Source organism: Flavipsychrobacter sp. (assembly GCA_041392855.1).
GTDB lineage: Bacteria > Bacteroidota > Bacteroidia > Chitinophagales > Chitinophagaceae > UBA5543.
Window position 1 is genome coordinate 1,377,544 of sequence record JAWKLD010000001.1, and the last position, 24,357, is coordinate 1,401,900.

Sequence of the window (24,357 nt, forward strand, 5' to 3'; positions counted from 1 at the left end):
TAGGCTCTAGGAAAGGTCAAAAGTAATATTTCTATAATAATATCTTAATGTTTATCTCAAAGCCCTAACAAACCTTTTAAACAGACCTTACGTCTTATTAAAGAAAAAAAAACATGAAAACATTTGTACTACTATTTACTCTTTCATTAGCAAGCTTGAGCTTAGAAGCCCAAACCAGACTTATTGGTTACGAAGACTCCTCTGTATTTAATGGCAATCTACATGTCAGAAGTGCACAATGGAATACCTTTTCAGGAAATAGAGGCACTAGTTTTTCTTTTTCAACTAACGACTTACCCTTTAAGAAATACTACTTTATAACAAAAATTAGCCATAGCGATACTACTTACGGATCGTTTAATGACTATATGGCCCCTCCATATGAAGACAGCACAATGCAGGTCAACTCTTACAACGCTAACAATAACCTACAACTATCTTATCAATATATATGGAACAAGAGCTCTTCTTCTTGGGAGCCTTCCCAAAAAGACTCCTTAAGCTATAACTCTACTAATAACCTGACTAGCAAACACACATACAAATATAACAAAGGCAATTCCTCCTATACACTTAACTCTATAAACCTTTTCACTTACAATAATAATTTACTACAGTCTGCAAGGTCCCAGTCGGCTAATGGGACTAATATTACCGAAAGAACATATAGTTACAATAACAACACAATAGTATCAGAGAAGCTGAATATTTGGAAAAATAACTCTTGGGCAGATAGCGAAAAAACAGACTATATATATCTTAATAATTTACTAACTAAAAAAGTTAGATCTACGTGGAGCAACGCTCAATCGGCATGGAGCTTATCACAAGAATATACTTTTAGCTATACTAACAATGGTCACCCCTTAACAATGACCAACACTGGATGGACCAATGGTTTTAAAAACTACTCTACAAAAGACAGCAACACCTATACAGGCAACAATATCCAGTACCAATTTCATGCTTCTGGCCCAACATGGGTTTATGATTTCAGAGACAGCTTTGCTTTCAATACCAACAACGACATTATATTTTGGCAAACAGAGAAGATAGACCAGTTTGGCAATTTAACAAACTATGAAAAGACCATTACTAATTACGATAATGCTCATAACCCTCTGACAAGGAAAAAATATACTTGGGATGGTGCAAAGTGGATAAACGAAGGGCCTCATAGCTCAGTAAAATACCACTATGGAAAAACAACATCAATAGCACAAATAAAAAACAACTCAACAATAATAGATATCTATCCTATACCGACTAACAACGTTGTTAACTACAAGATAAACACCAACAAAACAGGCAAGGCGACGTATACTATCACTAACATGAATAGTAAAATCTTACGACAATGGTCTGGCGAATTAAGCAAAGGGGAAAACGTCCATTCTATCCCTGTAAATGAACTCCCTACAGGCAACTATGTGCTACAATGCAGTCAAGCGGGGTCTGTTTCAGCAAAACAATTTGTGATTACTCGTTAATATATCTGTAAGCTCAATTACAACCTAAATAAAAATTGAAAGATTATATATAAATCGCCTCAATCAAAAAGCCGAATTATAAATTCGGCTTTTTAGTATTCAATAAAGTCTCCAATACTTATCGTTTAAATTTCAGCTTATTTTCTATCGCTGTGATCATGATGTTGGCTATATCTAAACCTGTAGCACTTTCTATCCCCTCCAGCCCTGGCGAAGAGTTTACCTCTAACAATAATGGACCTTTATTTGAACGAATAATATCAACACCAGCAACAGGTAGGTTGAGGATCTTCGCGGCTTTTATTGCCAACTTCCTTTCATCAGCGGTTATCTTCACTTTAGACGAGGTGCCTCCTTGATGTATATTGGCTCTAAACTCTCCTTTCGCCGCTTGTCTTTGCATAGAAGCTACTACCTTACCATTTACCACAAAACAACGGATATCCTGACCATTTGCTTCTTTGATATACTCTTGAACTAAAATATCTGTTTTCACACTTTTGAATGCGTTTATCACACTCTCCGCGGCTTTATTGGTTTCTGCGATAACTACTCCTCTGCCCTGCGTACTTTCTAATAACTTGATAATAAGTGGTGCTCCGTTTACCATCCTTATTAAGTCTTTGGTATCCAGCGGAGAGTTGGCAAAACCTGTTATGGGTATTTGAATGTCATTTTTAGCAAACAACTGTGTTGCAAAAAGTTTATCTCTTGACTGTGTTATAGCATCAGCAGAGTTTAAGCAAAAAGTCCCCATAGTATCAAACTGACGTAAAAGAGCGCAAGCATAAAAGGTTACAGATGGCTTAATACGTGGAATTATGGCATCAAACTCATCTATAACGTTACCTCCTCTATATCTTATTTGAGGTTCTTTTGCATCAAACTTCATATACGTTTGCTGCACATTTAAGAAAACCATGTCATGCCCTCTTGCCTTGCCTGCTTCTAGAATACGCTTGTTACTAAAAAGTTCAGGATTACTTGCCAGTACCGCTATCTTTAGCCCTTTCCTCTCTTGCCCAAAGTCATTATATTTTTCGTCGAGGTCTTCCTGCGTATATTCTGGTAGTAAGCTTGCTACTGAAGGATTTACTAAATAACGGTTATGTAGTGCTTCCCTACCCAATAGCATTCGAAACTCCATTGAGTCTCTATTGGCTAGTGTTAACTCAATTTCAAATGTATCTTCTCCAATAGTAATGAGCGCCTTTATAACAATTCGTTCCTCAGCTATACCTATAGAACTTTTTATAGACCTTTTTGCATGGACCCTAGACTCACAAATAATGCTAATACTTCTATTATCCTGGATTGGATTCACCTCAAAACGTACCCATTCCTCGGTCTTTTTATAAAAGACTTTGATATTATTAGCTTGTATAGAAGACGTTTTTGCGCCAGAGTCTACACGCGCTTTTATGGCAGGTATCCCTAGGGTTTCAAAAGAACACCACTCTTCACTTCCTATTATCTTTAAATTATCCAATGGTTCTTGTTTTATTGATAAGACTATAAAATTAATACCTCAATTATAAAACATCAAAGTTATATATAATAGACTTAGACTAGTATTACATCAAAATAAATTGCGAACAAATGCTCTTTAGATTAATCATGAAACTTAAGTATTTTCATCACATCATATTGCATAGAAAATCCTAGAATGAAAATAGTATCAGAGAAACAGCTCGACTTTATAAAAACGGAATACACTCAACTACTAAAAGAGCACACCAACAAGTACGATTTTGATAAAAAACAGCTACACCTATTTGAGAACCTAGTCATATTCTCTGATGACGAGCTATATAAAAAAATAAGAAGCGACCATTATCTATCCATGCCTGAATGTAATCGTACATGGAACAATTACTTTTGGCACTTGAGCTATTATACTGCGCTTGACAAGAATGGCTTTAGCCTCTCAAACAAAGAACTACAAGACAATAAAATATTAGATTTAATACACGAAAACTGCAATGCTACAGACATTCAACTAATAGAAGAATTTAAAGCCTTTGCTTGCAATTTTTCAGAACAGGACTATGTGAACTTCGACTATTTCCACCCTGTTATTACCGATGATGGCATCTCTATTTATTCTAAGGAGTTGCAAGAAATCATTGAGTTACTGGAAATAAAGAATTTCTCTTTTGACGAAGTTGACAATTTGATTGAAAATAATATTGACAACCCCAATGGAGAGCTTTTGATATTTTCAAGTCACCTAAACGATGAGACGTCATTAAAAATAGATACATACACCAATAGTGAAGACCAAATACACCCTGTAGACATATTGATCAGATGCCCTTATAAGCTACAATCACAAGTTGATGAATTGCTGGTGAAATGGTGGGAACATTTTTGGAACAGAATGGGACCATATGTTTCAATATCGCTAACCGATAAATTTGAAACGAATAGACTTTACAATCACCGAACAAGAATTATAAAATAAAAAAGCCGACTCTAATGAGTCGGCTTTTGAGTGCCCCAGGCGGGACTTGAACCTACCCCCTTTTTTACTATCATTTTTTTTCATGTCTTATACATTGTTTTTGAGTTATCTACAAATAAACATTTAAATAATAAAACTCTTTTTGGTTGTCCTTGTCCACCTGCTTGTCCGCCTAAAAGTAAAATGTGCCTTGTCTGTTTCTTTGTCCGCCTATCTGCCCAAATATATGTCCGTATTATTGTCTAAATTTTACAGCAATTGAATTATTACTTATTTCACTAAGAGATAAATAGAGAAGCAAACTATCTATTTGTAGTAGTTTTTTAGATAACTGACATAAGTATTACCTTCCTCTATTAATACTAGGTACCATTTATCTCTAATTCTATTATATGCAACCAACTCTAATATATTTTTTACTTTTTTTGAATATGAATCTTCATAAGTACCCATTACACACATATGTAATTTATAATGCTCTGGCAATATCCATTTTTCATTAGAACCTCCAATCCTTACAGTTGACCTAGGAGGAATACTAATGTTTTTTAGCTTACCTACAACTGCTGTATATAGAACACGATTATCTTTTGTCAATATGATATAGGCATTAAGATTGATATTGTTTGCTATAACGTTACCACTGTTACTTATTGGTAATTCAATAATCAACTCATTATCCTTAGTCTGATACTTTATTTTGTCATTATCAAGCTCAACTAAAGATTGTAGTGTATTGCCCTTTTTTTCAACTTCTGAATTAATTTCTAAAACATCTTTATGAGTTAAATTCAGCTTAATACCCAAACTATCAAGTTTGTAGTTTTGCTGGGCTTCTAACGAAGTAATTACCCCCATAAATGCAGCTTGTATACTATCCTTAGTTTTTCGAATTTTATCTAATTCATCTTGCTTTACTAAATCCTTATTATATACAATATAACCTAAGATAAATGCAACTATTGATAGCGATAGAAACAACCAACCCCATAGGTTGAATAGCAATAATATTTTTCTTAAACGAAGAGGGAACTTAGAAGGTTGAGCTAGAATATTTGTTTTTTCATTTTTCTCATACTTTAATTTTGACAAAACACCCATCAAAGAAAGTATTGCACCTATAAAGTATAATATGGCCTTTTCATTCATGGAGTGATATTAATATAAATATATAATAAATATCAAAAGGTTATAGCTAAAATATTATTGTGGTAGAGTTTTATGCTTGTCCGCCTTCTTGTCCACTTAGATTTCTTAAGTAAGTTCTAAAAACAGCGAAAGTCGCTTTAGTAGCGACTTTCATACTGTTAATTGAGTGCCCCAGGCGGGACTTGAACCCGCACTCGCATTGCTGCAAACAGGATTTTAAGTCCTGCGTGTCTACCAATTCCACCACCAGGGCGTCCATGCACTAGCATATGTTGTGCAAACAAAAAATTCCAAACACTGGGCTTGGAATTTCTTTAGAGCGGAAGACGAGATTCGAACCCGCGACCCTCACCTTGGCAAGGTGATGCTCTACCAGCTGAGCTACTTCCGCATATGTGTTAAGAACTTCGGGACTGCAAAGATACAGTACTCTCACAATTATACAAGCAGGTGAAGAAATTTTTATTTTTCTCATATACCTTTACCCGTGCAGAATATTGAATTCATAAAATATAATAGACTTACTTTTGTGTCCATGTTTAGCCAAATAGCCTCACTTATCCGTAAAGATCTACTTATAGAATGGAGGCAAAAACATACGCTATATGGTGTTCTACTCTATGTGAGTACTACGGTATTTGTTGTCTACATGATGTCGGGACAGCCTCAGGCTAGCATTTGGAATGCTCTATTTTGGATCACACAATTATTCATTGCGGTCAATTCTGTAGCCAAAAGTTTCTTACAAGAGTCTACTGGTCGCTTTAGATACTATAATACAATAGTTCGTCCTGATTATTTCTTTATAGCCAAAATGGTATACAGTACAGTATTGTTACTGTTAATGAGTTTGGTCAGCCTACTACTCTTCAATATTATGCTTGGTAGCCCAATAGTTCAAACAGGCTTGTTTGTACTAGTTACTGCGCTTGGTAGTATTAGCTTATCTGTAGTATTTACCTTCTTATCGGCTATTGCTGCTAGAGCACAGCAAAATGCTGCCTTAATGGCTATATTAGGCTTCCCTATTGTTACACCTATATTAATGATACTGAGCAGGCTTGCACTAAAAGCCGTTACCGATGTTTATCAACCCGGATGGTGGAGTTTAGCGCTTATACTTGCTGCACTAAGTATACTTACTATCATATTAGGATTAATACTATTCCCTTTTCTGTGGCAAGAATAATATTATCTACTACATTTGCAAAAAACAGATCAATACAATTATGCGTGAGTCTTGGTGGAAAATCCTATGTGTTGCACTCTTAGCCTATGCTATAATTGGAGGTTTACTATTACCCGTTCCTGCACGTTTTATACTGAACGAAACTATCCGTAATCTTTATTATCATGTACCTATGTGGTTTACAATGATATTGCTGTTCGGTGTTGCGTTCTATCATGCGCTTGTTTACTTACTTAAAGGGAATCTTGTTAGCGATATTAGATCGGCACAGTACACAAAGGTGGGTATCTTCTTCAGCATCCTAGGCATGGTTACTGGTATGGAATGGGCGCAATACACCTGGGGAGAACCATGGAGTAATGATCCTAAACAACTAGGAACTGCTATATGCATGCTTATCTACTTTGCTTACCTCATATTGCGTAGTGGCATAAAAGATGATGAGAAAAGAGCTAAAATAAGTGCTGTATTCAACATCTTTGCTTTTGCGCTTATGATACCGCTTATATTTGTATTACCTAGAATGGTAGATTCTCTACACCCAGGTAATGGAGGTAACCCCGGCTTCAACGCCTACGATCTAAACAGTAAAATGCGTATGGTTTTCTACCCCGCGGTCATTGGCTGGTTCTTACTGGGTTTGTGGATTGCCAACTTAAGAATAAGATATAGCTTGTTTATCTATAAAAAAGAAAATGCCTTTTTAATTGATTTGGAAAAAAAGATGAATAATGCGTAAACATTTCTTTTTACTTACACTTTTAACTTTATTTACATCTGTACTAGCTTTAGCTCAGGAATCGACACCAGAAATGGCGGACGTGATGAGAAAAGATGGAAAAATATACGTTGTAGTTTTAGTATTAGCCACTATCTTTGCTGGAATTATCTTTTTCTTAATAAGAATAGATAGGAAACTTAAAAAATTAGAGAATAACAATAACAGCTAATTCAATTATAATAATAACTCTATGGTAGAGAACGTAACTGCCGAAACAACTCACTACAGCTTTTTTGAAGGCGTTGAAAGCAACTTTGATAAAGCTGCAAAATACACTCGCTTTGAGACTGGTATACTAGAGCAGATAAAAGCTTGTAATTCTGTATACAGAATGAAATTCCCTGTGCGTATTGGGGAAAAGATCGAAGTAATTGAAGCCTATCGTGTACAACACTCTCACCACAAGCTACCTTGTAAAGGAGGGATACGCTTCAGTCTTGATGTAAATCAGGATGAAGTAATGGCACTTGCCGCATTAATGACTTACAAATGTGCCCTTGTAAACGTACCATTTGGTGGTGCAAAAGGTGGTATAAAAGTAAACCCGAGACAATACAATCCATTTGAAATGGAGAAGATTACTCGTCGTTATGCTTCTGAACTAGTTAAAAAGAATTTTATTGGTCCTGGTATCGATGTTCCTGCTCCGGATTATGGTTCAGGTGCTCGCGAAATGAGTTGGATCGCTGATACATATGCTTCTCTAAAACCTGGAGAAGTAGATGCATTAGGCTGCGTTACGGGAAAACCTATTACCCAAGGTGGTGTAAGAGGACGTACTGAAGCTACTGGCCTTGGTGTTTTCTATGGCATTAAAGAAGCCTGCAGTATTAAAGAAGATATGGACAAACTTGGACTAACTACAGGCGTTCAAGGAAAGAAAGTTATTGTTCAAGGATTAGGTAATGTGGGTTACCACGCTGCTAAATACTTCCATGAGGCTGGTTCTCTAATAGTAGGTATTGCAGAATATGAAGGAGGTATCTATAATGAAAATGGTCTAGACCTAGACAAGGTTGTAGAGCATAGAAAAGCAACTAAAAGCATCTTGAACTTCCCGGGTGCAATTAATATTGAGAATAGTGCAGAAACTCTTGAACAAGAGTGCGATATACTTATTCCTGCTGCACTAGAGAATGTTATCAACGCTTCTAACGCTGATAGAATTAAAGCTAAGATCATTGGTGAGGCGGCAAATGGTCCTCTTACTCCTGATGCAGATGATATTCTATTGAAAAAAGGTTGCATGATCATACCTGACATGTACTTAAACGCAGGTGGTGTAACGGTTTCTTACTTTGAGTGGTTGAAAAACTTAAGTCACGTACGTTTTGGCCGTATTGACAAGCGTTTCAGCGAAAACCAAAACACTACTATATTAAATTCAGTAGAAGAATTAACAGGAAAGAAAGTTTCAGATATTGAGCGTCAGCAGATCTTACATGGTCCTGATGAGGTTGACCTTATCTACTCTGGCTTGGAAGACACTATGATAGGTTCTTACCACGAGATCAGGGAAGCTATGAACGACCTAAACATACCTGATATGCGTACTGCTGCTTTTGTAGTTGCTATCAATAAAGTAGGTGTGGCTTACGAGGAGCTTGGTATCTTCCCATAGTATTCTGTCTTACAAATGATATATTCAAAGGTTACCCATATGAGGTAACCTTTGTTGTTTACAGCACTTTCCTACAGCCTTTTGCACCCTATTATAGTCAAACACGATAGCATTCTAGAAACTCATTATAGTTTTCATTTTCTAATGTCTTTGTTTTTGAATAATTTCGCGGGACTTAGAAATAATTATAATCACAATACAAACCACCTTTTGCATGGCGTTTAATCTTGATTTCATCAAAAAAGTTTACCAAGAACTTCCTGAAAAAGTAAATGCAGCACGCAACCTACTTGGTCGTCCGCTTACTCAGGCTGAAAAAATATTATACTCTCACGTATTCGACCCTGCTACTGTTGCTTACGAGCGTGGTAAAGACTACGTAAACTTTGCACCTGACCGTGTGGCGATGCAAGATGCTACAGCACAAATGGCGCTACTACAGTTCATGACATGTGGTCGTGACCAAGTAGCTGTTCCTAGTTCTGTACACTGCGACCACTTGATACAAGCTAAAGTAGGTGCTGATGCTGATTTGGCTACTGCAAATGATGTAAACAAAGAAGTATACGACTTCTTATCTTCTGTATCTGACCGTTACGGCATTGGCTTCTGGAAGCCTGGTGCTGGTATCATTCACCAAGTAGTATTAGAGAACTACGCTTTCCCTGGAGGTATGATGATAGGTACAGATAGTCATACACCTAACGCAGGTGGTTTGGGTATGATAGCAATTGGTGTTGGTGGTGCTGATGCTGTTGACGTAATGGCAGGACTACCTTGGGAGCTGAAAATGCCGAAACTAATTGGCGTGAAGCTTACGGGCAAAATGAATGGCTGGACATCAGCAAAAGACGTAATTCTTAAAGTAGCAGGTATCCTGACTGTAAAAGGTGGAACAGGTGCTATTGTTGAATATTTTGGTGATGGTGCTGATAGCCTAAGTGCTACTGGTAAAGGAACTATTTGTAACATGGGTGCGGAGATAGGCGCTACTTGTTCTCTATTTGCTTACGGCGATAAAATGGCAGACTACCTACGTGGTACTGACCGTGCTGATGTTGCAGACCTAGCTGAAGGTGTAAGAGAGCACCTACGTGGTGATGAGGAAGTATATGCAGACCCTGCTAAATACTACGACCAAGTAATTGAGATAAACCTAGATGAGCTAGAGCCGTATGTAAACGGACCTTTCACTCCGGACTTGGCAACACCTATCAGCAAAATGGCTGAGGCGGTAAAAGCTAACGGATGGCCTGATGCAGTAGAGGTAGCCTTAATTGGTTCTTGTACCAACTCTTCTTACGAAGATATTTCTCGCTCTGCTTCTATAGCTGAAGATGCTATGAGTAAAGGCCTAAAAGCTAAGAGTGAGTTTACAATAACTCCAGGTTCTGAAATGGTACGCTACACTATTGAGCGTGACGGTTTCTTGAACACTTATGATAAAATGGGAGGTATTGTATTGGCTAACGCTTGTGGACCTTGTATAGGACAGTGGGCACGTCATATGGACGATCCTAGCCGTAAGAATACTATTGTAACTTCTTTCAATAGAAACTTTGCTAAACGTAACGATGGTAATGTATCTACACACGCTTTCGTAGCTTCTCCTGAAATTGTTACTGCTTATGCTATTTCTGGTAGCTTGAGCTTCAACCCACTTACTGATAAGTTGACTAACGAGAATGGTGAGGAAGTAATGCTAGCTGAGCCTCAAGGTCTTGAGCTGCCAACTAAAGGTTTTGCAGTAGAAGATGCAGGCTACCAAGCTCCTGCTGAAGACGGAAGCAATGTACAAGTAGTAGTAAGCCCTGACAGTAACCGTTTACAACTATTAGAACCATTCACTCCTTGGGAAGGTACAGACCTTAAAGGCATGAAGCTGTTGATAAAAGCTCATGGCAAGTGCACTACAGACCATATCTCAATGGCAGGTCCTTGGTTGAAGTTCCGTGGTCACTTAGATAATATCTCTAACAATATGCTTATTGGTGCTATCAATGCATACAACCAAGAAGCTAACAAGGTAAAAAACCAACTTACAGGCGAATATGGCGCTGTGCCTGATACCGCTCGTGCGTACAAAGCAGCTGGTATAGGTAGCGTGGTAATAGGTGATGAGAACTACGGCGAAGGAAGCTCTCGTGAGCATGCTGCAATGGAACCTCGCCACTTAGGTGTACGTGCGGTTATCGTGAAGAGCTTTGCTCGTATCCACGAAACTAACCTGAAAAAGCAAGGTATGCTAGGTCTTACGTTTGCTGATAAGGCTGACTATGATAAAGTACAGGAAGACGACGCTATTGATATAGTAGGATTAACTGACTTTACTCCTGGTAAACCGCTTACAGTTGTATTGAACCATGCTGATGGCACTAAGGATGAAATACAAGTGAACCATACTTACAACAAACAACAAATTGAGTGGTTTGTAAAAGGTGGTGCACTAAACGTGATCCGTGAAGAGTTTGGTAAGTAATCAACAATACTGCAACATATAAATTTAAAGCCCGTATTCGTTACGGGCTTTTTTATGCCTTTTAGAAAACCTTAATAAAGGATATCTAATAAATTCTTTATTTTTAAGACCATGTACAAGCATATCTCTGCAGTAAGGAAGTTTATAGAATGGAAGGCCTTTGGCGTATGTGCTGCTGTAGGCGACCGCCTAGGCATAGGTAGCAACCGTATCCGTTTATGGTTTGTCTATATTTCTTTTCTCACACTAGGCTCCCCCATTATCATCTACATGATACTCGCCTTTTGGATGAACATGAAACGTTATATGGGATTGAGCAGAAGAAACCCTGTAAGGTGGATGTAACCTACATCACTACCCTTCTTATCAGTCTTTCCTTATCATAAAAAGACACGGTCTTAATTTTAGCGCTTCGCTTTATTGTAGCTAAAATTACGGGTGTTGCTTCGTATCCCAAGTCTTCATTCTTTTCATTAATAAGGCATTGTACCCTCAAGTTACCTTTATGCAACGTAACTTTTTGAAAGGCTAACTCTACTACTTTATTTTGAGCTTTTACCACCATGGCCAGCACATAGTTTTTACCAAAGTCGGGGCGCATATGATTATCCCCCATTACTGCTCCATAGCCAAAATATTCATCAATGTCTGATTGACTGGTAGCTACCATACAGTGTATTCTATCATTGAGTATAATGTCGTTCCTTAAAAAATAGCCACTACTTAAAGTAGTCATGGTTACAACTTGAGGTTCTTGGCTCGCATTCTTACTGCTCTTACACCCCACAAATAGCAGTAAGAAGAACAACCAACTATTCTTCAACAAAGTCATCTTTGTCTAATGTTTACTGTACTCATTAAATGTAGCCCTTTCCTCCTATTATAAAAATCTACTTTACTGATATTCTCTTGCTTTGGTACCACACATGCGGCAAGGGGATTATGGTCGTAAGTGAGCTTTTTCTTTTTAGTATCTACATTGCAATACACTTCCATAAAGTCTCCCGCTTTTACAGACACTCTTTCAAAAACAAGACTTGCATCGTATTTGGTAGTAGGCAGTACGAGTATAAGCATCCACTCTTTGCTAAAATGAGGCGTGTCTGGTCTTGAAGTAGTACCAAAATATTTTTCATACTCCTTGCGACTGGTAAGCACAATGGTATTCAATCCTTGCTCCAACAGGCTTTCATCACCTGCAAAATAGTGGTCTTGCAACATACGCATCTCCACGGGTTTGGGTTGGGCATGGGTTATTAATGTAGCAACAAACAATGAGATAAGAACAAACAAATACTTCATCAGTTAAAAAATGTGTTGCTTAAATATAAAACAAGATAAACGGATTAGACAATTTCTTATCTTTGCTTTCATTATTTAATTCTCATAAAAAGAAAGGAGTACACCATGCCAGTGTTACACAACCGAGTATCGAATGAGGAGCTGAAACAACGTATGTATGCCGAAACCGAGCCGCGTACTACAGTCTCCTTTTACCAGTATTTCCACATTAGCAATCCGCAGCAGTTTCGTGACGACCTGTGGCGACTATTTGAGCCCTTAAAAGTGTTTGGGCGCATCTACCTTGCCGAAGAAGGTATCAATGGACAGATAAGCGTACCTGAAAGCAATTATGAAGCATTTAGAGATGCACTATACGGTTCTGATATAGCCCTGAAAGGTATTAGAATGAATATAGCCGTGGATGATGATGGAAAATCGTTTTGGGTATTGAAAATAAAAGTCCGCAACAAAATAGTTGCCGATGGTATTGACGACCCTAGTTTTGACATGAGCAAAAAGGGGAAATACCTCAAGGCCAACGAATTTAACGAGCTAACGGAAGACCCCGACACTATAGTGGTTGATATGCGCAACCATTATGAATATGAAGTAGGTCATTTCCAAAATGCAATAGAAGTCCCGTCTGATACCTTCCGCGAGCAGCTGCCTATGGCTGTAGATATGCTCAAGGAAAATAAAGACAAGAATATCATCATGTACTGCACGGGAGGTATACGCTGCGAAAAAGCGAGTGCCTATATGCTACATAATGGTTTCAAAAACGTATTCCATGTAGAAGGTGGCATTATAGAATATACACGTAAGGCTAAAGAGCAAGGCCTGCCTGTAAAATTCATTGGTAAGAACTTTGTGTTTGACGATAGACTGGGTGAGCGCATTACTGATGATGTAATTGCAGAATGCCATACTTGTGGCGCCCCTTGTGACAGTCATACCAATTGTAAAAACGATGGCTGCCACCTACTCTTTATACAATGCGACAACTGTGCCACTGACCTACAAGGTTGTTGCTCTCCCGACTGTCAGGAAGAGTACAACCTACCAGAAGACGAACAAAGACAACGCCGTGCAGGTAGAGAAAACGGACAAAAGATTTTTAATAAATCTAAAGACCATCCGCTACGCAAACATCGTGAGCAATGGAAAGCTGATAGAACTAACAGACAAAACCAATAAAACATTAAGCCTCCTTCACAGGGGGCTTTTTTGTGGAATATGCTTAATGCCTCGTCTTTATAACAAACACTATACTATGGCTGACCTACAAGTTAAAGACAACACCAACAGACGTGGAAGAAGAGCTCCAAATGTAGACCTAACACCAATGGTGGATCTTGGTTTCATACTGATCACATTCTTTATATACACCACTACAATGAACCAACCTAACCTACTAACCCTAAACATGCCTTATGAACCTGCTGAAACTACTACTGCTTATACTGATACGAGCACTATGACTATCATACCCATCAACAACCATAAGGTCGTTTTTTATAACGGGGCTTTAACTACGGAACAAGACCTCTGCACAGCCGACTTTGCTACTTTGCGAACATTATTACCTACCAAACAACTGGAGCTAAAAGCACTGCCTAACAGTTTCTCCAAGCAAGCGCATCAATTACAAGTGATCATTAAACCACACAAGAGTAGCACTTATGCAGATATGGTAGCAGTGCTCGATGAGATGAAAATTCATGATATACAGATCTATACTATGGCAGACTTGTCATTGCAGGAAGAAACTTTAATAAACGATAAACTGTAACTTTAAATCAATGAAACATCTTTTCCTACTACTGCTTATGATTGGCAATAGCTTTATAGTCAATGCACAGCAAACTACTAGCAGCATAGCTACAGCACGGCTTGGCTTCCCTGGCAGTATGGTTTTGATACCTATAGACAGTTTAAGAACGGCATATTATATATGTGGCATAGGTTCAACTATTGATTTACATATTATTCCTAATGATTCACTTGACCAATTGGTCAGCAACTGGAAGAAAGGAGTCTATGAACCAAAGAACCTAGACCCTCGAATAACTTTGGGACACAACATTTATATCAAACCATATAGTGAAGCAACACCAGAAGTCATAAAAGAAGTAAGTTCTACAGTTAGATTCAACTGGATAAAATCATTTTCTATAACAAAAATAGAAGAGGAAGAAGAAGCATTAGTAAAAGCCAAACTATAATACGGTAGTCTTATCTTTATACTCCCATGCTAGAGATAGATTTACAAGGCGAACTAATAACACTACTACCACAACGAGCGCTATACTGGGCTAAGGAAAGCACACTTATAGTAGCCGATATGCACTGGGGTAAAACGGGGCATTTCCGTAAAAATGGTATTGCCATACCTAGCATCACTCAAGATACGGACGAGCAAATACTGTCTGATTTAATCCATACCTATAAAGCTGACCGACTCATTGTAGCGGGCGATATGTTTCATAGCAAACCCAACAAGGAAACAGACTCCTTCTCTCATTGGCGCAACCAACATCAAGCTTTAGCTATAGATCTTGTTAATGGGAATCATGATATACTACCCAGAGATAGCTATACCAATTGGAATATTACCTTACACGACGAGGTATTAAATATTGCCCCCTTCACCATAGCACATGATGAGATAGATACGCCACAAGGCTTTCTACTACATGGGCATATACACCCCGCGTTGAAAATACCGCTAAAGGGCAGAACAACCGTTCGTACCGATTGCTTCTGCATCAGCGAAAAAAGTCTGTTATTACCCGCTTTGGGGAAATTTACCGGTAGGCATACCATCAACCAAAAGGATTATAAGCAGTTGTATATAATAACAGGCGATAATATCATCAAATGGAAATAGGGGAAATAAATCCCAAAAAATCATCTCTTTTCACTACTTTTGCCACCTAATTTTTACTACATGCAGCAATCTATTTTTGACCACATGCAAGAGATGGAACACGAACAAGTCGTATTCTGTCATGATCCACATAGCGGACTTAACGCCATAATTGCAATACACGATACAACACTTGGACCAGCCCTTGGTGGTACGCGTCTATGGAACTATAACACACACGAAGAAGGTATTATTGACGCCCTACGTCTTAGCCGTGGTATGACCTACAAGGCAGCTATCAGTGGCTTGAACCTTGGTGGTGGTAAAGCAGTTATCATAGGTGATGCGAAGCAAATTAAATCAGAGCAACTATGGAGACGTTATGGAAAATTCGTTAATAGCCTGAACGGTAAATACTATACTGCTGAAGATGTGAACACATCTGCACGTGATATGGAGTTCATTGCGATGGAAACAGAATTCGTAACAGGTGTTCCTGAGTTTATGGGCGGTAGTGGGGATCCTTCTCCTTTCACAGCTTATGGAGTATTTGTAGGTATGAAAGCTTCTGCTAAGAAAGTATGGGGCAATGATGACCTATCGGGCAAGAAAGTAGTAGTACAAGGTGTAGGCCATGTTGGTCAATACTTGGTAGGGCATTTAGTAAATGCTGGCGCTGTAGTATCTATTGCTGATATTAGCGAGAGCAAACTAAAAGAAACTAAAGAGAAATATCCTGCTGTAACTATTGTAGACAACAGCACCATATTTGATATGGATATGGACATCTATGCACCATGTGCACTAGGAGCTACATTGAATACCGACAGCATTAGCAAAATGAAATGTGCTATTGTTGCGGGTGCGGCAAACAACCAATTGGCTGTAGAAAATGAGCATGGACCAATGTTGATGAAAAAAGGCATTATCTATGCGCCTGACTTCTTGATCAATGCAGGCGGATTGATCAACGTAAGTGCAGAGCTAGATGGCTATAACATAGACAGAGTGAACGGACAGGTAGAAAAGATCTACGACCGTACTTTAGAGATATTTGCGCTATCAGATGCTGAGAATCTACACACTCAAGCAGCTGCTATGAAGATAGCTAAGAAGCGTCTTAGCGATATAGCTAATGTGAAAGCTCGTTTATAATAAAGCTGAAACAACTTGTTTTATACAAGCCCTGCCGTTATGGTGGGGCTTTTTTGTTTGTAACTACCTATCAAAAACTGCATACTAAATCCCCCTTTTTCTTACTACTTTTGCCCTCAATACAACGATACTATATTCAAAGCATTTATATGTTACAACTACAGGGGCAAACCAACTACTACAAAGGAAAAGTTCGAGATGTATACACCATAGGCGATCAGCATTTGGTGATGAAGGTAAGCGACCGTATCTCCGCATTCGATGTGGTGCTACCACGCCCTATACCTTTTAAAGGACAGGTACTGAACCAAATAGCCGCCGAGTTTTTAGATGCAACTGCAGATATAATACCCAATTGGAAAGTAAGCGTACCCTTAGGCAATGTAACTATTGGCCGTAAATGCGATACCTACCCTGTAGAGATGGTAATACGTGGCAACCTTACAGGCCATGCTTGGCGCACCTATAAAAGCGGCTTACGCACTCTTTGCGGTGTGGCACTACCCGAGGGCATGAAGGAAAACGATTTTTTCCCTGAACCGATCATTACCCCAACTACCAAAGCACATGAGGGGCACGATGAGGACATCTCCCGCGAAGACATTATCGCTAAGGGACTTGTTAGCGAAGCTGAATACACACAATTAGAGAACTATACACGTGCACTATTTCAGCGCGGACAGGAAATAGCAAAAAGCCGCGGACTGATATTAGTAGATACTAAGTACGAGTTTGGTAAAATTGGTGACACCATTTACCTGATAGACGAGATACACACACCAGATAGCTCGCGCTACTTTTACCTAAACACTTATCAAGAACTACAAGACGCTGGCAAGCCTCAAAAACAACTATCTAAAGAGTTTGTTCGCGAGTGGTTAATGGACAATGGCTTTCAAGGAAAGGATGGACAAACTATTCCTGAAATGACCGATGAAGTAGTCAATAATATATCTGCAAGATACGTGGAACTGTATGAGCAAGTGACGGGCAAAAAGTTTGAGAAGGAAGAACTAAGCGAAGAAGAATGGCTCAACAGACTAAACGCAGCCGTAGCTGCACTATAAAAACACTTTGTTAAAAGCTGGCTTCGGTCAGCTTTTTTTATGCAATCCATGTACCTTGCATTAGCATAAACAATGACACTCATGCGCAGATTATTCTATTACATTAGCATCCCAATAGTTCTATTAGCAGCTTTTTCTGTATACATGCAGCCCTACCCCACAGCCTTTTGGATGATGGGTATTGTAGGTGCCTTATTCCTATTAGGCGTGTACGACTCTATACAACACAAGCATGCCATAAGAAGGAACTATCCGTTGATCGGTAGAATGCGCTATATCTTAGAATCTATATCTCCCGAGCTGCAGCAATACTTTATAGAGAGCAATACCAACGGACGACCTTTCTCTAAAACAGAGCGGGCTTTAGCTTACCAACGTGCCAAGAATGTACAAGATACTCGTGCTTTTGGTACTCAGCTCGACTTGAACAAAACAGAGTATGAAGGCATTAAACATTCTATTTTTCCTGCTGAAATTTTAAAAGAAGAACCACGCGTTACTATTGGTGGTAAGGATTGTAAACAGCCGTATAGTGCTTCTATACTCAATATATCTGCTATGAGTTTTGGCTCCTTGAGTAAAAATGCAGTAGAGGCATTAAACCTGGGTGCTAAAAAAGGAGGGTTTTATCACAATACGGGAGAAGGTAGTATATCGGACTATCACCGCATGGGTGGCGACTTAGTGTGGCAAATTGGTACTGGCTACTTTGGTTGCCGACATAAAGATGGAACTTTTAACGAAGAAGGGTTTAAAGTACGCGCACACTACCCCGAAGTGAAGATGATAGAAATAAAACTATCTCAAGGAGCTAAGCCTGGACATGGTGGAGTATTGCCTGCTAAAAAAAACACGGAAGAGATAGCCCGTATAAGAATGATAGAGCCCAATACCGTAGTACTTTCTCCACCATCACACAAAGCTTTTTCTGATGTAACTGGATTACTACATTTTGTAAAAAAACTGCGTGAACTTAGTGGTGGTAAGCCCGTTGGCTTCAAACTATGTATAGGGCGTACGGACGAGTTTAGAGATATATGTGAAGCAATGCGCAGTACAGGCATTCTACCCGACTTCATCACCGTAGATGGTGCAGAAGGTGGTACAGGTGCTGCCCCCATGGAGTTTGCCGACGGCGTGGGTATGCCTTTACAGCCAGCACTGATATTTGTACACCAAACACTAGAGCACTACGACCTGAGAAAAGACATCAAGATCATTGCATCCGGAAAAATACTATCGGGCAATACATTGATAAAACATTTAGCACTCGGAGCCGACCTTTGTAATGCTGCTCGTGGGTTTATGTTTGCCGTGGGTTGTATACAAGCACTACGCTGCAATAGTAACGACTGCCCTACAGGTGTGGCTACACAAAACAAGATGCTGATGAAAGGCTTAGTGGTAAAAGACAAAAGCGAACGCACCTATCATTTTCATAAGAATACCATACACGCCGCTATGGAACTACTCTCTGCAGCTGGTTGCAAGAATTTAGACGACCTAACCATAGACATATTTATGAAGGGCAATGAGTTTGAAGGACTAGCTAATAAATACTTCCCGGATATACTCACAGACCACCCTTCTTATAAGTAGTGTTACACTTTTACACGTTACATTTCCTGAAATTATAGATAGCTACTTTTATTATATGTAATATTTTTATATTTTGTGAGTGTCGTTAACCCCCTAATTGATACTCATATGAAAAAGGCATTGAAATGGCTAGGCATTATTGTTCTAGTGATCGTCTTCATTATTGTTGGTGTATATGGCTACATCATGAATTTCAAACCAAATGTAGGCGATGCGCCCGACCTTACAGTAGAAATAACTCCTGAAACAATAGCACGTGGTAGCTACTTGGCCAACTCTGTATGTGTATGTATGGACTGCCACTCTACCCGCGACTGGTCTTTATATGCAGCACCACTTAAGGAAGGTACTTTAGGGGCTGGTGGAGAGCGTTTTGACCGCACTATGGGTTTTCCCGGTGTGTATTATTCTAAAAACATAACACCACATGGTATAGGTAACTGGACGGACGGTGAACTATACCGTGCCATCACCACAGGGGTGGATAAAGATGGAGAACCACTTTTCCCTGTTATGCCCTACCACTACTATGGCCGTATGGCTAAAGAAGATATACATGCTATTATAGCCTATGTGCGCTCGCTACCAGCTATAGCTAGTGAAGTGCCGGAGCGTGAGGTAGACCCTCCATTCAATATTATTATGAGGCTAATACCTGCTGAGGCTACACCTGCCCCAAGTGTACCTGCCCCAAGCAATACTGTTGCCTATGGTAAATATATGACCAATGCATCTGGCTGTGCCGAATGCCATACACCTGTAAAGGATGGGCAGATCATCCCCGACTCTATGTTTGCAGGGGGTAGAGTGTTTGATATGCCTTTCGGTACATTGACCAGTCCCAACATTACACCACACGAAACGGGTTTAGGTATATGGGATAAGGCTATGTTTGTCAACAAGTTCAAGCAATATCAAGACTCTAATTACCACTCGCCCACGCTAGCACCTACCGACTTCAATACCATTATGCCGTGGATGATGTATAGCACAATGAAAGATAGCGACCTAGAGGCTATATACGACTACCTGCAAACGGTAAAACCTATTAATAATGCGGTGGTGAAGTTTGTGAAAAAGTAGGTGTTACGCTGTTACAGCATATCCCCCCATCAACAAGTTTTATACTGCTTCCTCAGTTGGCTGGCGTTTTGTACTTTTGCTGTTCAGAATTATAGTTATGAGTGAAACAACAAGCAGAGTAATTAAGTCGCCAACGGGCACTACGCTGAATTGTAAGAACTGGGTGAGCGAAGCGGCTTACCGTATGATACAGAACAACCTTGACCCCGAAGTGGCAGAACGCCCTGAAGACTTGGTGGTGTATGGTGGTATTGGTAAAGCTGCCCGCAACTGGGAGAGCTTTGATAAGATACTGGAATGTTTAAAAAATCTTGAAGAAGACGAAACCTTGTTAGTACAGAGTGGTAAACCTGTGGGCGTACTACGTAGCCATAAAAACGCACCTCGTGTACTGATTGCTAATAGTAACCTTGTGGGCAAATGGGCTACGTGGGAGCACTTTCGTGAGCTGGAAGCTAAGGGCTTGATGATGTACGGACAAATGACTGCTGGCAGCTGGATATATATTGGCTCTCAAGGCATTGTACAGGGTACTTACGAAACTTATTTATCACTGGCTGATATCAACTTCAATGGTACATTGAAAGGCACTTTGAATGTTACAGCTGGTCTTGGTGGTATGGGTGGTGCTCAGCCATTGGCTATTACGATGAATGAGGGTGTTTGCCTAGCTGCCGAGATGGAAGAATGGCGTATACAAAAGCGTATAGAAACACGCTACTTGGATAAATACACCCACGATATTGACGAGGCAATAGACTGGGCTTTGAAGGCTAAAGAAAATAAGCAGGCTGTGTCTATAGGGGTATGTTGCAATGCGGTAGATCTACTACAAAGACTTATTGATAGAAACATCACTCCTGATACACTCACTGACCAAACATCGGCACACGATGAGTTGATTGGGTACTTTCCAGAAGGGCTAAGCGTAGCAGAAGCCAATACACTACGTGAGAGCAACCCTGAGGAGTACTCTTCCCGCTCGCTAGATACTATGGCAAAGCACGTACGCCAAATGCTGGAACTTCAGAAGCGTGGTGCTATTACGTTCGACTATGGTAACAACCTACGCGGACAAGCTAAGGACAAGCGTGGTGTAGAGAATGCGTTTGACTTCCCTGGTTTTGTACCTGCATATATCCGTCCGCTATTCTGCGATGGTAAAGGGCCTTTCCGTTGGGTAGCTTTGAGTGGCGACCCTGAAGATATATACACTACCGACCAAGCACTAAAAGAACTCTTCCCTGAGAATGAGGGCTTGATACGCTGGTTGGATATGGCAAAGGAGCGTATTGCCTTCCAAGGCTTGCCAAGCCGTATCTGCTGGTTGGGTATGGGCGAGCGTGAAAAAGCGGCGCAACTCTTCAACGACCTGGTACGTGATGGTAAGGTTAAAGCACCAATTGTTATTGGTCGTGACCACTTGGATTGTGGTTCGGTAGCTTCTCCAAACCGTGAAACAGAGGCTATGAAAGATGGTAGTGATGCCGTGGCAGACTGGCCTATTTTGAATGCATTGATTAACACTGCTGGTGGTGCCAGCTGGGTATCTTTCCACCATGGTGGTGGTGTGGGTATGGGCTACTCGCTACATGCAGGTATGGTGATATTGGCAGATGGTACTGAAGATGCAGCAGAGCGCATCAGACGTGTGCTACATAACGACCCTGCTATGGGCGTACTTCGCCACCACGATGCAGGCTACCAGCAAGCTACGGACAATGCGAATAAATTTGGACTGAATATTTGGGGTTAATACTTTATCTCACTCAAGATATAGAGCTACTACAGAAATGTGGTAGCTCTTTTTTATTTCAGTAGTTATTACTGTCCTTTCTTTGCATACCCAAAGAAAGAACGAAAGAAAAGGCACGAAACCTAAAACTCCAACGGTTTCGAATGTACCTTGATGCAACTAAGCACTACTGTATTGAACAGCTTCAAAGCACGATGATAACTAATAGAAATACTTAGCTTGGCAGCACAGTAGTACTAATGCTTAATAGATAAACCACGATAATTTTGGCGTACTAAATTATCGGCGATTTTCTTTGCCTCTTTCTTTTGAAGTAAAAAGAAAGAGGGGGGAGTTTTTCACCTATACACATTATATTTTTTTCATAAATTCATGTATGGCATACATTAGAAGGGAGCATAAAAACGACATTTACATAGCTGATAAAGAATGGATAAGGTGGATTGATTGTGCTGATAAGGCTGACGAAAGGCTGGAAATAGAACAAGAGTTAAAGGCAATGCAACCCTTTTGGAACAACCTAATGACAAAATGCGATTCCGAGTGCTGTGGAATACAAGCATATGATTTCACTACAGAAAATATCAAAGAGGCAATTAATGAGATTGATAAAATGAAATTAGTCAAACAACTAGTCTCTTTAAAAGAAATAACACAAGCAACAACAAAGGCTGTAGTATCATCACGAATACTAAATCACTTCATCCTAAAAAGTGTTTTCCTCCAACTTCTAGACCACTTAATAGATACACTAAGCGAAAACTAAATACCATTACAATAATAATACATCAGTTCTACATTGGCACCACACTAAAAGATACCCCTCCCCTTTCTTCAAGGGTTAGTACTTGACTATCAGTATATATAGGTTGTTGTCGTACTACTTGGTACATATCTTCACTGCTAAAGGTTATCTCGCCGTCAGCCAGTTCTATCTGCCAGCTATACCAAAAGCCACCTTCTTCTACAGGTGTCTTTTCAAGTAAATGAATATCAGCGATGTCTATTAAGTCCAGATTGTATTCTGTCTTGTCTATACTCATTTTAAAGTTCAGCACATTGCTAAACACCAGCGTACAAGGTGCTACCCAAAAGCTATAGTGCTCTTCAGTATCGTCATTGTCCACCCACTCAAATATATAGTCAATATCCAGTACCAAGTTGCCACTTAGGGCTTCTTCAGCATCCTTCACAAAAGACATGGCATATACATTGGCATCTTGCCAGCTCATATCCTCATAGTCTTCTACCTTCCATATCGACTTTCCCAGTGTGTATTGTTCCATAACGTAAAAGTAGTATTCCTTAGGCTACCATTTATGCAGCCTTACCTCTTTTTGTATACAATAGTTCTGCTACGCCTATGGTCAATACAATTGCTGCATCGCCCAACATATACAAAACACCCCAAAAGGTTAGGTGGCTATATTCAAAAAACAATAACAGTACTATAAACAGTGCATACAAGCAGTTGAGCACCGCTATTATTTTCAGAGAAATCATCCCTTTTTTATGAAGGAATAAATAACCCAAAATAGAATACACAAAATAAAAACCAGCAACAATTGCCAGTAGGTGAATGGTATCATATGATATACCCAACATTGGCTGAAATGGCAAAACCACCAATAGCAATACTAGCAATGATAATAATGCCCCAGCAGCATCCAATAGAAAAAGGCTACGTAGAGAGAGCTTACAAAACCAGTTTTTCATATTCATAGTATTGTTTGAAAATCATTCAATCCTCACAGTAAAGTTATTACCCATATGACACAAAACCACATTGAGGTATATTTTTCGTTTCTTTGCTATCCTTAAAAGTTAGCATATGTCATTCAGAATAGGTCAAGGGATAGATTTTCACCAGTTGGAAGAAGGTCGTGATTTTTGGTTGGGCGGTATCCATATCCCTCACCATAAAGGTGCAGTTGGTCATTCTGATGCCGATGTATTGCTACACGCCATCTGCGACGCTATGTTGGGCGCATTGGGCTTGGGCGATATAGGCAAACACTTCCCCGATACTGACCCTAGCCTTAAAGGTATAGACAGTAAAATACTACTCAAACAGAGCTTTGACCTGATAAAAGAGAAAGGCTATGGTATAGTGAATATTGATAGTACACTCCTACTACAAGCTCCTAAAATAAGCCCTTATGTTCCTCAAATGCAGGAAACCATTGCTGGCATCCTAGGGTTAGAAATAACAGATGTATCCATCAAAGCCACCACTACCGAAACCCTTAGTTTTATAGGTCGGGAAGAGGGTGTAGTAGCTACCGCCAATGTGCTGCTAGAAAAACGCTAAAACATAATTAATATACCTATTTGTATACCATAGAAAGATTGTACCTTTGCCCTCTTCAAT

25 protein-coding genes and 2 tRNA genes are annotated in these 24,357 nt (G+C 39.5%); 19 read left to right on the forward strand and 8 right to left on the reverse strand.

Annotated features, from left to right (window positions below; translation table 11 throughout):
• The first annotated feature begins 113 nt into the window (after nucleotides 1–113).
• Nucleotides 114–1,490: a T9SS type A sorting domain-containing protein gene (locus R2800_06465; protein MEZ5016677.1), complete on the forward strand. Its 1,377-nt coding sequence runs from the start codon at nucleotides 114–116 to the stop codon at nucleotides 1,488–1,490.
• Nucleotides 1,491–1,608: 118 nt separating this feature from the next.
• Here R2800_06465 and rimK read toward each other — a convergent pair whose 3' ends face one another.
• Nucleotides 1,609–2,979 (reverse strand): 30S ribosomal protein S6--L-glutamate ligase, encoded by a 1,371-nt coding sequence (gene rimK / locus R2800_06470; protein MEZ5016678.1) that lies wholly within the window; start codon nucleotides 2,977–2,979, stop codon nucleotides 1,609–1,611.
• A gap of 177 nt (nucleotides 2,980–3,156) precedes the next feature.
• On the opposite strand from rimK, the gene R2800_06475 reads away from it, so the two are divergent.
• Nucleotides 3,157–3,954, forward strand: a complete 798-nt coding sequence (locus R2800_06475; protein MEZ5016679.1) for a hypothetical protein — start codon at nucleotides 3,157–3,159, stop codon at nucleotides 3,952–3,954.
• A gap of 306 nt (nucleotides 3,955–4,260) precedes the next feature.
• Here R2800_06475 and R2800_06480 read toward each other — a convergent pair whose 3' ends face one another.
• The 3 genes from R2800_06480 to R2800_06490 all read right to left on the reverse strand — a co-directional run bounded on the left by R2800_06480 (nucleotide 4,261) and on the right by R2800_06490 (nucleotide 5,494).
• The gene (locus R2800_06480) at nucleotides 4,261–5,103 is read right to left on the reverse strand and encodes a hypothetical protein (protein ID MEZ5016680.1); all 843 of its coding nucleotides are present in this window, start codon (nucleotides 5,101–5,103) and stop codon (nucleotides 4,261–4,263) included.
• A 167-nt stretch (nucleotides 5,104–5,270) separates the two neighbouring features.
• Nucleotides 5,271–5,356, reverse strand: a tRNA-Leu gene (locus R2800_06485).
• Nucleotides 5,357–5,421: 65 nt separating this feature from the next.
• Nucleotides 5,422–5,494, reverse strand: a tRNA-Gly gene (locus tag R2800_06490).
• Nucleotides 5,495–5,638: 144 nt separating this feature from the next.
• Between R2800_06490 and R2800_06495 the strand changes: the two genes are divergently transcribed.
• The 6 genes from R2800_06495 to R2800_06520 all read left to right on the forward strand — a co-directional run bounded on the left by R2800_06495 (nucleotide 5,639) and on the right by R2800_06520 (nucleotide 11,518).
• The gene (locus tag R2800_06495; protein MEZ5016681.1) at nucleotides 5,639–6,292 is read left to right on the forward strand and encodes a heme exporter protein CcmB; all 654 of its coding nucleotides are present in this window, start codon (nucleotides 5,639–5,641) and stop codon (nucleotides 6,290–6,292) included.
• Between the two features lie 40 nt (nucleotides 6,293–6,332).
• Complete coding sequence (ccsA, locus tag R2800_06500; GenBank protein MEZ5016682.1) at nucleotides 6,333–7,031, forward strand: cytochrome c biogenesis protein CcsA; 699 nt, start codon at nucleotides 6,333–6,335, stop codon at nucleotides 7,029–7,031.
• Nucleotides 7,024–7,242, forward strand: coding sequence for a CcmD family protein (locus R2800_06505; GenBank protein MEZ5016683.1), 219 nt, complete (start codon nucleotides 7,024–7,026; stop codon nucleotides 7,240–7,242). Before ccsA ends, R2800_06505 begins: the two co-directional genes overlap by 8 nt.
• 21 nt (nucleotides 7,243–7,263) lie before the next feature.
• Nucleotides 7,264–8,694, forward strand: coding sequence for a Glu/Leu/Phe/Val dehydrogenase (locus R2800_06510; protein MEZ5016684.1), 1,431 nt, complete (start codon nucleotides 7,264–7,266; stop codon nucleotides 8,692–8,694).
• 214 nt (nucleotides 8,695–8,908) lie between these two features.
• A complete protein-coding gene (locus R2800_06515) occupies nucleotides 8,909–11,173 on the forward strand; it encodes an aconitate hydratase (protein MEZ5016685.1) in 2,265 nt (754 codons plus the stop codon).
• A 111-nt stretch (nucleotides 11,174–11,284) separates the two neighbouring features.
• A complete protein-coding gene (locus R2800_06520) occupies nucleotides 11,285–11,518 on the forward strand; it encodes a PspC domain-containing protein (protein MEZ5016686.1) in 234 nt (77 codons plus the stop codon).
• A 1-nt stretch (nucleotide 11,519) separates the two neighbouring features.
• Here R2800_06520 and R2800_06525 read toward each other — a convergent pair whose 3' ends face one another.
• Nucleotides 11,520–12,005 carry a hypothetical protein gene (locus tag R2800_06525; GenBank protein MEZ5016687.1) on the reverse strand — a complete coding sequence of 162 codons (486 nt, stop codon included), beginning with the start codon at nucleotides 12,003–12,005 and terminating at the stop codon, nucleotides 11,520–11,522.
• Nucleotides 12,002–12,475 (reverse strand): hypothetical protein, encoded by a 474-nt coding sequence (locus R2800_06530; protein MEZ5016688.1) that lies wholly within the window; start codon nucleotides 12,473–12,475, stop codon nucleotides 12,002–12,004. The genes R2800_06525 and R2800_06530 overlap by 4 nt, the downstream gene beginning before the upstream one ends.
• Before the next feature lie 105 nt (nucleotides 12,476–12,580).
• On the opposite strand from R2800_06530, the gene R2800_06535 reads away from it, so the two are divergent.
• The 10 genes from R2800_06535 to R2800_06580 all read left to right on the forward strand — a co-directional run bounded on the left by R2800_06535 (nucleotide 12,581) and on the right by R2800_06580 (nucleotide 22,752).
• Nucleotides 12,581–13,654, forward strand: a complete 1,074-nt coding sequence (locus R2800_06535; protein ID MEZ5016689.1) for a rhodanese-related sulfurtransferase — start codon at nucleotides 12,581–12,583, stop codon at nucleotides 13,652–13,654.
• A 76-nt stretch (nucleotides 13,655–13,730) separates the two neighbouring features.
• Nucleotides 13,731–14,249, forward strand: a complete 519-nt coding sequence (locus R2800_06540; GenBank protein ID MEZ5016690.1) for a biopolymer transporter ExbD — start codon at nucleotides 13,731–13,733, stop codon at nucleotides 14,247–14,249.
• A 10-nt stretch (nucleotides 14,250–14,259) separates the two neighbouring features.
• A complete protein-coding gene (locus tag R2800_06545) occupies nucleotides 14,260–14,682 on the forward strand; it encodes a hypothetical protein (GenBank protein MEZ5016691.1) in 423 nt (140 codons plus the stop codon).
• A 26-nt stretch (nucleotides 14,683–14,708) separates the two neighbouring features.
• Nucleotides 14,709–15,347: a ligase-associated DNA damage response endonuclease PdeM gene (gene pdeM, locus R2800_06550; protein MEZ5016692.1), complete on the forward strand. Its 639-nt coding sequence runs from the start codon at nucleotides 14,709–14,711 to the stop codon at nucleotides 15,345–15,347.
• 60 nt (nucleotides 15,348–15,407) lie between these two features.
• Nucleotides 15,408–16,481: a Glu/Leu/Phe/Val dehydrogenase dimerization domain-containing protein gene (locus tag R2800_06555; GenBank protein ID MEZ5016693.1), complete on the forward strand. Its 1,074-nt coding sequence runs from the start codon at nucleotides 15,408–15,410 to the stop codon at nucleotides 16,479–16,481.
• A gap of 149 nt (nucleotides 16,482–16,630) precedes the next feature.
• Nucleotides 16,631–17,548: a phosphoribosylaminoimidazolesuccinocarboxamide synthase gene (locus R2800_06560; GenBank protein MEZ5016694.1), complete on the forward strand. Its 918-nt coding sequence runs from the start codon at nucleotides 16,631–16,633 to the stop codon at nucleotides 17,546–17,548.
• An 81-nt stretch (nucleotides 17,549–17,629) separates the two neighbouring features.
• Nucleotides 17,630–19,147, forward strand: a complete 1,518-nt coding sequence (locus R2800_06565; GenBank protein MEZ5016695.1) for an FMN-binding glutamate synthase family protein — start codon at nucleotides 17,630–17,632, stop codon at nucleotides 19,145–19,147.
• A 108-nt stretch (nucleotides 19,148–19,255) separates the two neighbouring features.
• On the forward strand, nucleotides 19,256–20,230 hold the full coding sequence (locus tag R2800_06570; protein MEZ5016696.1) for a c-type cytochrome: 975 nt from the start codon (nucleotides 19,256–19,258) through the stop codon (nucleotides 20,228–20,230).
• A gap of 97 nt (nucleotides 20,231–20,327) precedes the next feature.
• Nucleotides 20,328–21,986: a urocanate hydratase gene (hutU, locus tag R2800_06575; GenBank protein MEZ5016697.1), complete on the forward strand. Its 1,659-nt coding sequence runs from the start codon at nucleotides 20,328–20,330 to the stop codon at nucleotides 21,984–21,986.
• A 376-nt stretch (nucleotides 21,987–22,362) separates the two neighbouring features.
• Entirely contained in the window at nucleotides 22,363–22,752 is a 390-nt protein-coding gene (locus R2800_06580; GenBank protein ID MEZ5016698.1) for a DUF6331 family protein, read from the forward strand.
• Between the two features lie 28 nt (nucleotides 22,753–22,780).
• Here the strand turns inward: R2800_06580 and R2800_06585 are convergent, their stop codons facing one another.
• Nucleotides 22,781–23,272: a hypothetical protein gene (locus R2800_06585; GenBank protein MEZ5016699.1), complete on the reverse strand. Its 492-nt coding sequence runs from the start codon at nucleotides 23,270–23,272 to the stop codon at nucleotides 22,781–22,783.
• Nucleotides 23,273–23,303: 31 nt separating this feature from the next.
• Complete coding sequence (locus R2800_06590; protein ID MEZ5016700.1) at nucleotides 23,304–23,702, reverse strand: hypothetical protein; 399 nt, start codon at nucleotides 23,700–23,702, stop codon at nucleotides 23,304–23,306.
• Nucleotides 23,703–23,817: 115 nt separating this feature from the next.
• Between R2800_06590 and ispF the strand changes: the two genes are divergently transcribed.
• Nucleotides 23,818–24,297: a 2-C-methyl-D-erythritol 2,4-cyclodiphosphate synthase gene (ispF, locus tag R2800_06595; GenBank protein ID MEZ5016701.1), complete on the forward strand. Its 480-nt coding sequence runs from the start codon at nucleotides 23,818–23,820 to the stop codon at nucleotides 24,295–24,297.
• Nucleotides 24,298–24,357 lie beyond the last annotated feature (60 nt).